This is a genomic window from Roseibium algicola (assembly GCF_001999245.1).
GTDB classification, from domain to species: Bacteria; Pseudomonadota; Alphaproteobacteria; order Rhizobiales; family Stappiaceae; genus Roseibium; species Roseibium algicola.
In genome coordinates this window covers 2559716-2574601 of the sequence record NZ_CP019630.1, presented here as the reverse complement: position 1 = coordinate 2574601, position 14886 = coordinate 2559716, and the positions used below count along the sequence as shown (strand labels likewise).

The following is a 14886-nucleotide window of genomic DNA, read 5'->3' as shown; positions in this document are numbered from 1 at the left end:
ACGTCCGAACCCGGTCAGTGTGCTTCAAGCCTGCCGTAGAACATACTATTCCGACAGCTGGATGACACTCGGTTTTTTGCGCCGTGTTTTCCACGTGCAAGCTTAGCCCACTCTTGCGGCTTTGTGAATTTCTACGAGCGCCGGTGGAAGCGTTTCCACTTCCGGCTGTCGCGACAGGGAAAGTTCGCTGCGTCAGGCGCGGCTGATTTCGGCCAATGCGTCGGAAATCGCTTCTACGGAAAGCGGTTTCGTCAGATAGCCGGCAGCGCCCACTTCTGTCGCCTTGTCCCTTGCATCCTTCATGACATCGGCGGTCACGATCAGCACCGGTACATTGGTCCGGCCGGCGGCCTGTTCGTCGGACCGGATCTGGCGAATGGCCTGGAATCCGTCGAGGCCTGGCATGTGCAGGTCCATAAGAATTGCGTCATAAGCGCCGCTGGCGGCTTCCTCGACGGCCTTTTCGCCGTCGATCACCATCACCGGCACATGGCCGAGCTTGCGCAGCATGGCTTCGCTCAAAAGGCGGTTGATGTCGTTGTCTTCCGCCACGAGCAGGCGCAGCGGCCGGGCCGGAACCTTGTAGCGGTTCGGCAGGAAGCCGTTGCTGACGGGCTCCGCGCTTGCGTCCCAGGCGTGTTCCATGCCGTCGTCGTCCAGCAGGCCGGAAAAGATCTGGACCAGGGTCTCGATCCGCACCGGGCGGATCAGATAGGCGGCATACCCGGCTTCGCGCAGATGTTCCAGGCGCTCGCGCTCCGGCGGGGCGATCATAACGACGGCAGGAGCCTTGCAGCCGGTCAGGCGGGCAGAGGCCAGCCAGCCGCCGCTGTCGGACAGGGCGCCGTTGTCGACAACAAGTAGATCGGCCTCGGCCAGCGCGGCATCGAGATCCGTACTGCCCGGCGCATGCACGGACACATTGGCTGCGTGATACTGCAGCCGTCTGGCCAGCAGCGGGCATTCGATCTGGCTGGTGCTGACGAACACGATCCTGCGGCCCTCAAGCTTGGCAAGGCGCGGATCCGTGTCGGCAACAAGGGATTCGGGGATCGGCAAGGACACGCGGAACTGCGCGCCGCCGTCTTCGGAGGGCTGCGCGGCAATTTCGCCACCCATCAGGCCGGCAAGCCGCTGGGCGATGGCCAGACCGAGGCCGGTGCCGCCGAACTTGCGCGCCGGGCCATGGTCGACCTGCTCGAATTCCTGAAACAGCCGCTCGGCCTCCTGTTCGTCAAAGCCGATGCCGCTGTCGCGCACGTCGATATCCAGAAAACCGCCACCGTCCGGATTGGGGCGACCTGTCAGTTCGACGGCAACGCCACCCTCATCGGTGAACTTGATGCCGTTGCCGATGAGATTGTAGAGGATCTGGCGGACACGAGTGGCGTCCAGCGTCACCTCTTCCGGCAGGTTCGGGTCAAGCATGGAGCCGATTTCAAGCGACTTGGCGTGGGCTTTCGGGGCAAGCAGTTCAACGACGCTTTCCACCAGGGCGCCAACCCGAACCGGGGCAGCCTGAATGTCGAGCTTGCCGGCCTCCACCTTGGAAAAGTCGAGCACTTCATCGATCAGGAGCAGCAATGTTTCGCCGGAGGTTTCCAGCGCCTCGATATAGGCGCTCTGTTCCTTGGTCAGGCGGGTGTCGCGCAGGAGCGCGGCCATGCCGAGCACGCCGTTGAGCGGCGTACGGATCTCGTGGCTGACGGTCGCGAGAAAGCGGGATTTCGCCTCGTTGGAGCTTTCGGCGGAATGACGGGCAGCCAGCAGTTCTTCTTCGATCAGGCGCCGCTCGGTCACGTCGCGCAGAACGGTCTGCACCAGCTGGCGGTCCGTCGTGGTGTCGCGCACCGGAATGTCGATACGTGAGAACCAGCGCGGGCCCTGTGCGGTGTCGATGTGGAGATCCTGAAAGCCCATGCCCGGGGTCGTCTTGTCCAGGGCCTGCGTGACGGCGCTTTCAAAGCCCACTTCCTCAAGCAGCGGCAGATGCAGGGTTGCACCCGGCTGCAAGGCATGTCCGAGCCCGAACACATCGTCGGCAGCAGAGTTCACATAGGTGATGGTGCCGTCCTGGTCGCGCCGGACGACGACATCGCCAAGCGTTGCCAGGATGCTGGCGTGACGTTCGTCGGATTCGCCAAGTTCCCAGGCGCGGTCTTCCAGTTCCTCGCAGCGTGCCATCAGGCGGCGGATCTTGTCATCCTTCACCTGTAACGCCTGCACCGAGCGCTGCATGTCGTCGGCAAACAGCCGCCAGACAGCCAGCCCGCCGGCAAAGAAGGTCAGACCAAGACCGAGAAACCGGTTCAGGCTGTCGCTGGAAACCATGATGAAACCGGCGGCAAGGCCGATGATCATGCCCGCCAGGGCAAGATGCTGCAGCGATTTGGCAGGCGCGGAGACGGGCGCATCGGTTGCCCGGCGGCCTGGGCCGACTGCGGGACCGACGTCCTCCTCGTCGAGGGGTTTCGTGATGCTGGAAGAATATTCGTCTGTAGTTACGGTGTCCGCAGAGGAAAGCTTTTGCTCTTCGGCAAAGAATTTGTCCTGCGTGTCATCGGCTTCTGGCGCGGCATTGACGGCGCGTTCGCTGTTTTGACTGACCAAGATAACTACTCTCTACAAGATCCTGTTGCCTTGAGAGTGCGTTGTAAACTTTGAGAAACCGTTTCATTGCCTGACAAAAAAAGTAAATCGGGAATTTCGCGCCGCGTTCATATCCAGTCTTTCAGCACCGGATGGGTCTCGACATTGGCAATTCCATCAAGGGCAGCAATACGATTGCGAAGCTCGGCGAGGCCGTCCAGCGTCCGGGCGCGCACCAGCAGAACCATGTCCCTGTCGCCGGAAATCGAGCGGCACTGGAGAACCTCCTCGAATTTCGAAACCACCGGCGCAATCGCCGCACAGGTCGCCGAACCTGTCCGGATCCACAGATAGGCTTCGATTTCGGCCGGCTCCGGATCGCTGATCCGGATCGTGTAGGCGCGAATGACGCCGGTTTCTTCCAGCTTCCGGACCCGGGCCTGAACGCTCGACCGGGCCAGGCCGACATGGGCAGCCAGCGTTTTCACAGGTGTCCGGCTGTCGGCTTCCAGCAGTTGCAGCAAGGTCCGGTCGATTGAATCCATGGGTCTTCTGTCATTGTCCTGTGTGTCGAACTGCCTGCGTTCACCGGCAATTGACCGGCCGAACCGGTCAAATTGCCGGAAGAAACGAGAGCCTGTCCGCGATAGCACCCTTGAGTGATTTTGCAGCGGGAGAGTTTCATGGATTTCCATCTCGATACAAGCAGCTTTACGGCGGAAAGAGCCTGGGGGTCACGTCTGATCGGTGAACTGGACGGCATCACGGTCCGCCTGCACTGGACGGACAAGCCCTACAAATGGCACGTCAACGACGGTCCGGAAGTCTTCGTGGTTCTGTCGGGCACTGTCGACATGCACTACCGCGAGGCCGGAACCGAGAAGGTTCAACGCCTGACCGAAGGACAGATCTTCTTCGCCAACGACGGCGATGCCCATGTGGCCCACCCGGTCGGAGAGGCAAGAGTGCTCGTTGTCGAGCGCAAGGATAGCGTTTGACAGTGTAGATCACGGGGCAGCCCAGGGAGTGGATCCAGTGGCAATGTACAAACCGGCTGGTGAGCCCCGTCGGCCGGATGAAAGTCCCAACCTCTCAACCCACCCCGTCATTGCAGGGCTAGACCCTGCAATCCATCCCCTGACCTTCGCCCACCGCAAAGCTTTGCCGATTTGGAGCGTAATGGCATGGATCCCATGGTCGAGCCATGGGATGACGGAATTGAGGAAGGGGAAAAAGGCTGCCTTTTCATCCCGGGCAATGCGTAGCGAAGCGCGGGCTTCAGCATTTGCTGTCGTCAGGACCGGCTTCCACGCGCTGCCATGATTTGTCATCCCGGTTTGGCGCAACGCGGCAAGACCGGGATCCAGTACGCCGTGTCGTCCGAGGCGAATAATCGCAAATCAGCTGGATACTGGATCCCTGCTTGTGCGGGGATGACAAGTCGCCTTGCCGTAACCTTTGCTCACGGCAAGGACTTTTCTCTTTGCGGCGCAATGGCACGGATCCCATGGTCGAGCCATGGGATGACGACCTGCAAGGGTATGAGGCGAACCTCCGCTTTTTTCCGGGCAAGGCGCAACGGTGTAAGGTGGAACGTTGCGGATTGCGGTTACCCAAGCAAAAAACCCGGCAGAAACCTGCCGGGCTTTCAGGATCAGGTTGTTGTCGCGTCTGTTTACCGGACGTCGAGGAAACCGATGATCTTGCGAACGTCCTTCAGCACCGGTTCGGCGATGGCGGAGGCCTTTTCGGCGCCTTCCTTCAGGATGGCGTCAATCTGTGCCTTGTCGTCCATCAGGCGGCGCATTTCGTCGGTCATCGGCGAGAGTTTCGCCACCGCCAGGTCGGACAGGGCCGGCTTGAAGGCCGAGAACTGCTGACCGCCGTATTCCTTCAGGACGTCGGCCTTGGTCGCGCCGCTCAGGGCGGCATAGATGCCGACAAGGTTGTCTGCTTCCGGACGGCCTTCCAGGCCGCCGGTTTCGCTCGGCAGCGCGTCCGGATCGGTCTTGGCTTTCTTGATCTTCTTGGAGATCGAGTCCGCGTCGTCCGTCAGGTTGATGCGCGACAGGTCCGACGGATCGGACTTCGACATCTTCTTGGTGCCGTCGCGCAGCGACATGATCCGGGTAGCCGGGCCGGCGATCATCGGCTCGGTCATCGGGAAATAGAGATATTCCGGCAGTTCCGGAGACGGCGTCGGGTTCTCGATGCCGATATCCAGTTCCTTGATCCGGTCCGCAAAGTCGTTGTTGAACTTGGCGGCGATGTCGCGGGTCAGTTCCAGGTGCTGCTTCTGGTCGTCGCCGACCGGAACATGGGTCGCACGGTAAGCCAGAATGTCGGCAGCCATCAGGTTCGGATAGGCGAACAGGCCAACGGAAGCGTTTTCCTTGTTCTTGCCGGCCTTTTCCTTGAACTGGGTCATGCGATTGAGCCAGCCCATGCGCGCCACGCAGTTGAAGATCCAGGCAAGTTCGGTGTGTTCGCGAACCTGGCTCTGGTTGAAGATGATCGATTTCTTCGGATCGATGCCGGCCGCCATATAGGCAGCGGTCACTTCACGGGTTGCCTGGGCAAGCTCGTGCGGATCCGGAAACCCTGCCGTGATGGCATGGCTGTCGACGACGCAGAAGATCGTCGGCATCTGATCCTGCAACGGAACCCAGCGCGAAACGGCGCCCAGGTAGTTGCCAAGATGCAGGTTGCCTGTCGGCTGGACGCCGGAAAAGACACGGGGCTGGAACTCCGCCATTTCAAATCCCTTTGATGGTGCGGCCGGTTGGAAGGGCGCTATGAATGTTTGGGCGGGCCGGGTTTAAGCCCGGTCCGTTATGCATGCAAGCTGGAAACGGCGTGCGCCGGCGTTTCGCGGTCAGGTGTTGCGCCGTCTCAACGCTTTCAGCATGCCGACAAGGTCGGAACCGCCGCTGAGCTGGGTGAAGACGGCAAAGGTGACCATGCCGACGAGCACAAGCAGAACGAGACTGCCCGCACGCACCGCCAGCCATGGCGCCGATAGCCAGGAGGCCATGTAGATGGCAGCAAAATGCACCGCGACCCCCATCAGCAGGCTGGCGAGCACCACCAGCGACAGCCGCCGGAGCAGCTTGAAATCGGGCTGGAAATGGCCCCGTCGCCACAGAACGATGATCAGGAGGCCGGTGTTCACCCAGCCAGCCAGCGTTGTGGCCAGCGCGATGCCCACATGCTGGAGCATGGGAAACAGCGCGATCGAGAGGCCGACGTTCACGACCATGCCGACAACGGCAAAGATCATCGGCGTCTTGGTGTCTTCCCGCGCGAAATAACCGGGCGAAAACACCTTGTTGAGCACAAAGGCGGGCAGGCCAAAGGCAAATGCCGTCAGGGCTGCAGCCGTGCCTTCCACCGCGGCGGCATCGAAGCGCACCCGCTGGAACAGCACCGAGACGATTTCCTGCGGTATGACAGCCAGCGCAACAGCGGCCGGCAGGGTCAGCACCAGTGAGAACTCCAGTGCTCGGTTGAGGCTGTGCTGGTAAGCGCCCATCTGTCCGGCGCGCAGTTGCCGCGTCAGGCTGGGTAAGAGCACCACGCCGATGGCGATGCCGATCACCCCGAGCGGCAACTGGTAGAGCCGGTCGGCGAAATAGAGCAGCGCATTGGCGCCTTCCTGCATGGAGGCGATGATCTGGCCGACGGCAATGTTGATCTGGGTGACGCCGCCGGCAACGACGCCCGGAATGCCAAGCATCAGCAGGCGTTTGGCCGATTTGGTATAGCGCGGGCGGAAGACGGGGATCTTGAAGCCGAGGCGCTTCAGGTCGATGAGGACGACGATCAACTGCACGATCCCGCCAACAGTGACGCCGATGGCCAGAATGACCCCGAGCGCCGTGTCGTCCTTGATACCGAGATAAAGCACGGCACCCAGAACGGCGCTCATCACCACGTTCAGCATCACCGGCGCGAAGGCAGCGGCGGCAAAGCGCTGATAGGTGTTGAGAATACCGCCGATGAAGGCAAGCATCGACATGAAGATCAGATAGGGAAACGCGATCCGCGACATCAGAACTGTCAGGTCGTACTTGGTGGGGTCTTCCACGAAACCCGGTGCCAGTGCCCACACCACCAGCGGCATGAAGATTTGTGCAAAAGCAGTCAGCACCAGCAGGCAGAACAGCAGCGCTGCGCCGATTTCCCCGGCGAACCGCTTGGCGCCCGCATCGCCCTCTTCCTCGACCGTTCGCCCGAACAGCGGGATGAAGGCGGAGTTGAAGGCGCCTTCCGCGAACAGCCGGCGGAACAGGTTGGGCAGACGGAAGGCCACCACAAAGGCATCGGCAACCGGACCGGCCCCGACGACGGCGGCCAGAAGCACGTCGCGAACAAAGCCGAGCAGGCGGCTCAGCAGGGTCGCGCTGCCGACGGTTGCGAAATTGCGGACGAGACTCATGCCGGAAGGACTCCGAAGAGGAAGGTATGCACTTATGAAGCCTGCCGCTGAACCTTGCGGGTTGCCGGAGCTGCCGGATCGAGTTCCACATGGCCGTCGACCGCATTGGCAAGGCGCTCACGGATGATTTCCTGACGCCCGATGTTGGCAATTTTCTGTCCGGTGAGATCGGTGACGTAGAAAACGTCGACCACTTTCTCGCCGAAGGTCGAGATATGGGCCGAACCGATGTTCAGATTGAGCGTCGCGATGGAGCGCGTCAGGTCGTAGAGCAGGCCTGGCCGGTCGAGACCAGAAATCTCCAGCACCGTGTAATCGTCAGACAGGGCGTTGTTGACCAGCACTTCGCTGGCCACCTTGAAGGCCTTCATGCGGCCCTTGACGCCGGTCTTCTTGGAAACGGGCTCCGGAAGCCGCTCTTCACCGCGTAGTGTGGTCTCGATCAGCTTGGCAATCCGCTCGCCGCGGCGCTTTTCGTCTTCGTCGTCCGGCAGTTCCCGGCCGATGAAGATCGTGTCCAGCGCGTAGCCGTCTGTCGTGGTGTCGATCTGTGCGTCAACGATATTGGCACCGGTCGTGTAGCAGGCCCCGGCAATGATCGACAGCAGGCGCGGATGGTCCGGCGCCATGATCGTCAGCTCGGTCACACCCTCGAAGGCGCGCGGGATGACCTGGAAGGCGAGCTGCCTCTTGTCCTTGTCGGCCTTGTGCAGAAGTTCGGCATGGGAGACCAGCCGCTCCGGCTCCGTACGCAGCCAGTAGGCCGGATAATGTCTGTTCAAATAGGCATTGCGGTCCTTGGCGGACCAGTGCTCCAGCTTGCTGCCGAGCTCTTCCTTGGCCTTGTCGATGGTCTGGCGATGCGACATCTTCGTGTGGCCGCCGGACAGATGGGGTTCGGTGGCATAGTAGAGCGTGCGCAGCAGCTGGCCTTTCCAGCCGTTGAAGACGCCGGGCCCGACGGCGCGAATGTCGGCCACGGTCAGGATCAGGAGCAGTTTCAGCCTTTCGAGCGACTGCACCGTGTTGGCGAAATCCGTGATCGTCTTGCGGTCCGACAGGTCGCGCGACTGGGCAATGGTGCTCATGTCCAGGTGATGCTCGATCAGCCAGGCAACCGTCTCGGTTTCCGCGTCGTTCAGTCCGAAACGCGGGCACAGCTTGCGCGCGACCCGGGCGCCGGCGATCGAATGATCTTCCGGCCTGCCCTTGGCGATGTCGTGCAGGAACATGGCGACAAACAGCACCTTGCGGTTCTGCAGCGTCAGGATCAGGTCGGTTGCCAGTGGATGGTCGTCGCCGGAGTTGCCGCGCTCGATATCGGCCAGCACGCCGATGGACCGGATCAGATGCTCGTCGACCGTGTAGTGGTGATACATGTTGAACTGCATCATCGCCACGACCTTGCCGAACTCGGGCACGAAGCGGCCGAGCACGCCGGTTTCGTTCATCTTGCGCAAGGTCTTTTCCGGCGCGTGCCGGGAGGTCAGGATCGACAGGAAAAGCCGGTTCGCTTCAGGGTCGGCGCGCAGGCTTCCATCGACCAGCTTCAGCGAATGCCGCATCAGGCGGGTCAGCTGCGGATGCATGTTGTAGTCGTGCTTGTCCGCGATCTGGAACACCCGCAGGAGGTTGGTCGGATCGGTTTCGAACACGGTGTCGGATACCGCATTCAGGCGGTTGTTCTCCACCACGAAGCCGGTCGCCCCTTCAACGGGCTTGGCGGTTGCCGAAACGCGGCCTGCGCGCAGGCGGCGCATCATGCCGGTCAGGCCCTTGCCGCGCGGCTCCTTGACGTGCTCTTCCTCCAGCGCGGCGCAGATGATGCGGGTCAGATCGCCGACATCCTTGGCCACCAGGAAGTAGTGCTTCATGAAACGCTCGACATCCTTCATGCCCGGGTGCTGGGTGTAGCCGAGCCGGATCGCGATCTCGCGCTGGACATCGAAGGACAGGCGCTCTTCCGGCCGTCCCGTCAGGAAATGCAGATGGCAGCGGACCGCCCACAGGAAGTCGTCAGACTTCTTGAACCGCGCATATTCCGAACGGGTCAGAACGCCTTTCTTGACCAGTTCCGACTGTCTGTTGACCCGGTAGTGGTACTTGGCGATCCAGAACAGGGTATTGAGATCGCGCAGACCGCCCTTGCCTTCCTTGATGTTCGGCTCGACCAGGTAGCGCGAGGCGCCCTGGCGCTTGTGGCGGTCATCGCGTTCCAGCAGCTTGGCGGCGATGAATTCCGAGCTGGTGCCTTCGACCACTTCCTTGTCGAAGCGCTGGACGAGTTCCTCGAAAAGAGCCTCGTCGCCCCAGATGTAGCGGGCTTCCAGAATGGCGGTGCGGATGGTCATGTCCGCCTTGGACAGGCGGATGCACTCGTCGATATTCCGGGTCGCGTGGCCTACCTTGAAGCCCAGGTCCCAGAGCATGTAGAGGATATATTCCACCACCTGCTCACCCCAGGGGGTCTGCTTGTACGGCAGCACGAACAGAAGATCGATGTCGGACCCCGGCGCCAGTGTGCCGCGGCCGTAACCGCCAACGGCGGCAATGGCCATGCGCTCCGCGGCGGACGGGTTCTTGATCCGGTAGACGTGGTGCAGGGCGAAATCGTAGATCACGCGGATCAGCTCGTCCTGGATATAGGACAGCCGCCCGGCGCACAGCAGCCCGCCGCCGTCCTCGTCCAGCATCGCCTGGGCCTTGCCGCGAGCGTCTTTCACCACCTGCTTCAGCATCGCAAGAACAGCCGAGCGGGTCTTCATGTCCGAACCGTCGCCGTCATTGCCGGCGGTCAGCGCGGTCAGGCGATTTCTCAGGTCATCGGCATCGATCAGTCCGGCAAGGTCTTCCTGGGAGAGTTTCATACTGGTCCAGTGTTCCGTTCAGCAGGCGCAGGTTTGCTGGAGGTTATATAGAGGATGGGATTGAAGGACACGTAAATCCTGAACTGACCTGCAAGAGGCTGCGTTCCAAGCGGTACAGAAACAGCAATGCACCGCCATGCCATGGTTTGAACCTGGCGAGGGCATGCGTCGTCACACACCGTCCTTCACGGCGGCAACCCGGAGTTGGTGCAGGAGGGCTGCAAGAGACTCTTCGGAAAGGCCTCCGATCTTCAGCGCAAGCTGGTTGGCAAGTTCGGTGGCCTTCGGGTCCATGCCGGCCGTGTCGATGGTGACGCGCGGGTCGGACAGTTCGGCCAGGCGCTGGATTTCTTCCGCTTCATCCCAGATGACGTTGAAATAGGTGATGATTCGCTGCACCAGAAACCAGGTTGGCTTGCCGCGCTTGCCATGTTCCAGCGCGGACAGATAGGCACTGGAAACCGACAAGGCCGCTGCCATTTCCTTCAGCGACACATCCCGTTTTATCCTGAGTTCCCGGATTTTTGCGCCAAGTGGGGTCACGGCCCTACCTTCTTTTTCGAATGCGAACGTACAGTGCGCCGCCGCCGCCGTGGTTCGCGTGGGCTTCCTCGTAGCCAAGTACCACGGATCGCAAGTCGGGCATCGACAGCCACTGGGGCACCATTCTGCGCAAAACGCCGCGCTCGTCCATATAGGCGCGTGCGTCACCGCTGCCCTTGCCCGTGATTACCAGCACAACCTTATGACTTCTCGCCTGCGCCTGGTAGAGAAAGCCGCGCAGCCGGTCATGCGCCTGATGCTGGGTCAGGCCGTGCAGGTCTATCCGCGCATCGATGGCCTTCACGCCGCGCACCAGCTTGCGGCGGTAGCGGTGTTCCAGCTGATGCAGCGGCAGCGGTGTTGGCGGCGCCTTGGCCGCAGCGGGAGCCTGGATCGCGGTCGCGGTTTTCAGCGCCTTTGCGGGTGCCGCCGGTTCGGTTTCGGCGATTTTCTCAAGCTCGGCCTTGAGGTCCTGAGCCCTGTCCGGATGCAGCGGTGTCAGGGTTTTGGCAACCTTGCCCCACAGTTCCCTGTCTTCCGGCGACAGTGTCCCTTTTTTACCCCGTCTTGCCATGTCTCAGTCCGCCGCCACACCAGCGGGACCAAGACGGATGTTCGGCACCAGGATCGTGAAGTCGGCCTTGTGGCGGATTTCTCCGGCAATGGCGCCTGCCGTCTGCCCGGATCCGACGAAGATATCGCCCCGCGCCGGTCCCTTGATTGCCGATCCGGTGTCATCTGCCACCATCAGCCGCTGGAAAGCGCCGTCGTCGCTATCGTGATCCTTCAGCGCGGAGGCAACGAAAACCAGGGATCCATAGGGAATGAAACTCGGATCGACCGCAAGGCTGCGGCCTGCCACAAGGGGAAGGCCCGCGGCCCCGACGGGCCCGTCGTTCACGCCGATTTCGTCGACTTCCCGAAAGAAGATGAAAGACCGGTTTTGTCGGAACAGCTGATCTCGCTCCTCCGGATGCGCTTCCAGCCAGGCACGAAGTCCGGCAGCCGTGAAGTCCTCCGGCGTGCCTTCTCCGCGCGTTACCAGCAACCGGGCAATGCCGGTATAGGGGTGGCCTGTCTTCCCCGCATAACCGACCCGCATCGCGCTTCCGTCCGCAAGACGCAGCCTTGCCGAGCCCTGAACATGTACGAAATAGGCGTCGATCGGATCGGCAAGCCAGACGAGTTCGAGATTTTCCGGATCGAGCTTGCCATCCATGATGGCGCTCCGATCCGGCATTTCGGTGACGCGTCCCTCAACCCGCCGTCCATGGCTGAGCGTTTCGGGCCAGTCCTGTGGCCGGTTTTCCGGCGTGATCGCCTCCAGGCCTTCCGGCTTTTTGAGCAAGGGATACCGGAATATCTCGGTTCTGACCCGCGAGGCGGCCAGTTCCGGCTCGAAATAGCCCGTCACAAATCCGCTCTGGGCAATTCGGTGCGGCGTGAACCGGCTTTCGAAAAAGTCTCGCGGTGCTTCATCACCGGACTTTGCGGCCTTTTCGGCGTCGTTACAGAGCTTTTGCAGATCTGCTGCGGCAACGGAGGGAAAAACGGTGTCCTGGGTCAGGATTTCCGGTTTGCGGCACAGGCGCAGAAATCCGGCAAGAGCGGCGGCATGATCGTCGTTCAGCCAGCCCGGCAGACTGGAGAAGGAGATTGCCTCGAACCGGTCCGGGATCCGTTGGCCTGGTACCATGGATGAGGCAGCTCCTGAAAAGAAAAGCGGCGCGGCCAGAACCGCGCCCTTTAGCAGTGGGACAAGCCGGAAGCCCGGCCGGGGCCGCGTGTTCCGCTTGCCCTGCATCGTGATTACTCTGCGGATTCGGTCGCGACCAGCTTCCAGTTCGGATCGCGAGACGTGGTGTCCCGGGCGAAGGTCCAGATGTCGATCACTTCGCTTACCTTGGCCGGATCGCCGTCGACCACTTCACCGGCCTTGTCGCGCGTGGCGGAAATCAGCTGGCTGTGGATCTTCACGGTTACCTGGGCGGTCGAATTCTTCAGCGCAGCTTCGACGATTTCGGCCTTGTCGATGCCGACAAAGGTCGATTCGATTGTCTCGCCACGCTTTTCGCGATCGTCGATTGCGGTGACGAAGCCTTCATAGACTTCGCGGGAGAGAAGGTTCTTCAGCGCTTTCTTGTCGCCGTCCGCAAACGCCATCACGATCATCTCGTAGGCGGCGCGTGCGCCTTCCAGGAAAGGTTCCGGCTCGAAGCTGCGGTCAACGGACAGGATTTGCTTCAGGGCGCTGTTCAATGCGGAGCCCGCCGGGGCAACCTTGTCGATCACGACGTCGCCACCACGACCGCTCTCCTCGACCGGCTCGGCCTCCGGCGTGGTCTGGTTCGGCATCGGGATGACATTGTCCTGATCGTTGCCGTTTTTGCGTTCGCGCGGCTGATCGGGCTTGGAATAGGGGTCGAATGGCGGGCGCTCATTGCCGGTGCGTTTGCCCAGCACCGATCGCAGTCTGAACAGAATGAAAACCGCAAGTCCCATCAGGAGGAGGTTCAACGGGTCAAAAATCTCGTTCATCGTAACTTCCGGTTACCCTTTTTGAGGCCCTAGAGCCGCCTGCTCTAACTGCCAGGTGAGCGCAGCCTCGTACGCAAAGCCTGTCTGCTTCCTATTTAGGGGGTCCTTGAACCAGCATCCAGACCCAAGAGCAAGACTGAATCTTTGCATTCATAGCCATTTCGTGACTGCCTGCTCGCATTTTTGCGAGTGAATGTCTACCTTAGGTCCGAATAGCTTATCAGACGATGGAGCTCCCGTGGGACTTTATATCATTGCCGCAATTCTTCTTCTGCCCCTGATCGAGATTGCGATGTTCATCTGGGTGGGAGGCTTGATCGGTGTGTTCCCGACAATCCTGCTGACGGTGATCACCGCGTTGGCCGGGACAGTGATGCTGCGCCAGCAAGGCCTGTCGCTGCTGATGCGCATGCAAACGGAGCTGGATGCCGGCCGCACACCCGGAAACGAGGTGATGCAGGGTGCAATGATCGTTCTTGCCAGCATTCTGCTGCTGATCCCGGGTTTCGTCACGGATGCCATCGGCCTGCTCCTGTTCATACCGCCGGTGCGCGAAGCGCTGGCGCGGTTCATCATTGCCCGATCGAACGTCGTTATCGTCGATGGCGGCGGTGGTATGCGCCGGCCGGATGACGGCGTCGTGGATCTGGACGAAGGCGACTGGAGCGAAAAAAACAGCGGCACGGGTGGTGGCTCCGGCCAGCCGAAGCTCAGCCCCTGGCAGGATGGCTCGGACAACGCGAAGCCCTGATTTCCCAAACGCTCACTAAAACGTGACTGCTGGTGTATGCGTAAAATTTACCAGTCAAGGTTATGTCTGCGCTGAATTGGACCCGAAACCGGACTGAAGCGGAGCAGGCAGCGGGAGAATGAGCACCAGGCGTGTAGATTGGGTGGATACCGCCAAGGGCATCTGCATCATCTTCGTCGTGATGATGCATTCGGTGCTCGGCGTGGAAGCCGCCGCTGGCCAGACAGGCTGGATGCATGTGGTCGTTGCCTTTGCAGCCCCCTTCCGCATGCCGGATTTCTTCCTGATCTCGGGCCTGTTCCTGTCGAACGTCATTACCCGCGACTGGAAACTCTATCTTGATCGCAAGGTCGTCCACTTTGCCTACTTTTATGTGCTGTGGATGACGATCCAGTTTCTGGTGAAGGCGCCCGTCTTCATCGAGGAGACCAGCGTTCGCGAAACGGTGGAACTCTATTTTCTGAGTTTCATCGAGCCCTTCGGTACCTTGTGGTTCATCTACATGCTGCCGGTCTTCTTCGTCGTGTCAAAGGTCGCCCACGACAAGGGTGTGCCGTGGCAACTGGTTCTGGCCGTCGGCGCACTTCTGCAGATCGCGCCGATCCACACCGGTTGGCTGTTGGTCGATGAATTCGCGGCCCGTTTCGTTTTCTTCTATGCCGGCTTCGTTTTTGCTCCGCAGATCTTCGCTCTGGCCGACTGGGCGCGCGAGCGGATCGGGATCAGTCTCGCGTGTCTGCTGGTCTGGGGCCTGGTGAACGGCACGCTGGTCTATGCCGGCTGGGCGCATCTGCCGGTCATTGCCCTTGTTCTTGGCGCGGCCGGTGCAGGTGCCATCATCCTCACCAGCGCGTTGATCGTGAAATGGGGCCGGCTCGGTTTCCTTCAGCATTTCGGCGAAAACTCGATCGTCATCTATCTCGCCTTCTTCTTCCCCATGGGCGTGACGCGGGTGATTCTGCTGAAGTTGGGCATCCTTGATATCGGCACAACGTCGTTGATCGTGACGCTGGTGGCGTCGGTCAGTCCGATGATCCTGTTCTGGCTGATCCGCCGCACGAACATCGGCTGGTTCCTGTTCCGCAGGCCCGCCTGGGCGTATCTCAGCGGAACCTTTGGCGGGAAACGTCAGGCACAGGCAGCTGAGTGATCGGCAAGCT

12 protein-coding genes are annotated in these 14886 nt (G+C 61.1%); 3 read left to right on the top strand and 9 right to left on the bottom strand.

Features of this window, described 5'->3' with window-relative positions:
• Positions 1-192: 192 nt before the first annotated feature.
• Positions 193-2610, bottom strand: coding sequence for an ATP-binding protein (locus tag B0E33_RS11955; RefSeq protein WP_077291339.1), 2418 nt, complete (start codon positions 2608-2610; stop codon positions 193-195).
• Positions 2611-2717: 107 nt separating this feature from the next.
• A complete protein-coding gene (locus B0E33_RS11950) occupies positions 2718-3134 on the bottom strand; it encodes an Lrp/AsnC family transcriptional regulator (RefSeq protein WP_167579532.1) in 417 nt (138 codons plus the stop codon).
• 138 nt (positions 3135-3272) lie between these two features.
• On the opposite strand from B0E33_RS11950, the gene B0E33_RS11945 reads away from it, so the two are divergent.
• Positions 3273-3587 carry a cupin domain-containing protein gene (locus B0E33_RS11945; RefSeq protein ID WP_077291337.1) on the top strand — a complete coding sequence of 105 codons (315 nt, stop codon included), beginning with the start codon at positions 3273-3275 and terminating at the stop codon, positions 3585-3587.
• Positions 3588-4264: 677 nt separating this feature from the next.
• On the opposite strand, the gene trpS is transcribed toward B0E33_RS11945, so the two are convergent.
• The 7 genes from trpS to B0E33_RS11910 all read right to left on the bottom strand — a co-directional run bounded on the left by trpS (position 4265) and on the right by B0E33_RS11910 (position 12975).
• Positions 4265-5344 (bottom strand): tryptophan--tRNA ligase, encoded by a 1080-nt coding sequence (gene trpS / locus B0E33_RS11940; RefSeq protein WP_023002390.1) that lies wholly within the window; start codon positions 5342-5344, stop codon positions 4265-4267.
• 120 nt (positions 5345-5464) lie between these two features.
• Complete coding sequence (gene murJ / locus B0E33_RS11935) at positions 5465-7027, bottom strand: murein biosynthesis integral membrane protein MurJ (protein ID WP_062485891.1); 1563 nt, start codon at positions 7025-7027, stop codon at positions 5465-5467.
• 32 nt (positions 7028-7059) lie between these two features.
• Positions 7060-9894, bottom strand: coding sequence for a [protein-PII] uridylyltransferase (locus tag B0E33_RS11930; RefSeq protein ID WP_023002388.1), 2835 nt, complete (start codon positions 9892-9894; stop codon positions 7060-7062).
• A gap of 171 nt (positions 9895-10065) precedes the next feature.
• Positions 10066-10437, bottom strand: a complete 372-nt coding sequence (locus tag B0E33_RS11925; protein WP_023002387.1) for a helix-turn-helix domain-containing protein — start codon at positions 10435-10437, stop codon at positions 10066-10068.
• 4 nt (positions 10438-10441) lie between these two features.
• Positions 10442-11011 (bottom strand): Smr/MutS family protein, encoded by a 570-nt coding sequence (locus tag B0E33_RS11920; RefSeq protein ID WP_062485885.1) that lies wholly within the window; start codon positions 11009-11011, stop codon positions 10442-10444.
• A 3-nt stretch (positions 11012-11014) separates the two neighbouring features.
• Positions 11015-12133 (bottom strand): murein transglycosylase A, encoded by a 1119-nt coding sequence (mltA, locus tag B0E33_RS11915; RefSeq protein WP_208997803.1) that lies wholly within the window; start codon positions 12131-12133, stop codon positions 11015-11017.
• Positions 12134-12246: 113 nt separating this feature from the next.
• Positions 12247-12975: a Tim44/TimA family putative adaptor protein gene (locus B0E33_RS11910; protein ID WP_077291335.1), complete on the bottom strand. Its 729-nt coding sequence runs from the start codon at positions 12973-12975 to the stop codon at positions 12247-12249.
• A gap of 238 nt (positions 12976-13213) precedes the next feature.
• On the opposite strand from B0E33_RS11910, the gene B0E33_RS11905 reads away from it, so the two are divergent.
• Together B0E33_RS11905 and B0E33_RS11900 are read left to right on the top strand one after the other, a co-directional pair.
• On the top strand, positions 13214-13726 hold the full coding sequence (locus B0E33_RS11905; RefSeq protein WP_075283209.1) for an FxsA family protein: 513 nt from the start codon (positions 13214-13216) through the stop codon (positions 13724-13726).
• 118 nt (positions 13727-13844) lie between these two features.
• A complete protein-coding gene (locus tag B0E33_RS11900) occupies positions 13845-14876 on the top strand; it encodes an acyltransferase family protein (RefSeq protein WP_077291334.1) in 1032 nt (343 codons plus the stop codon).
• Positions 14877-14886 lie beyond the last annotated feature (10 nt).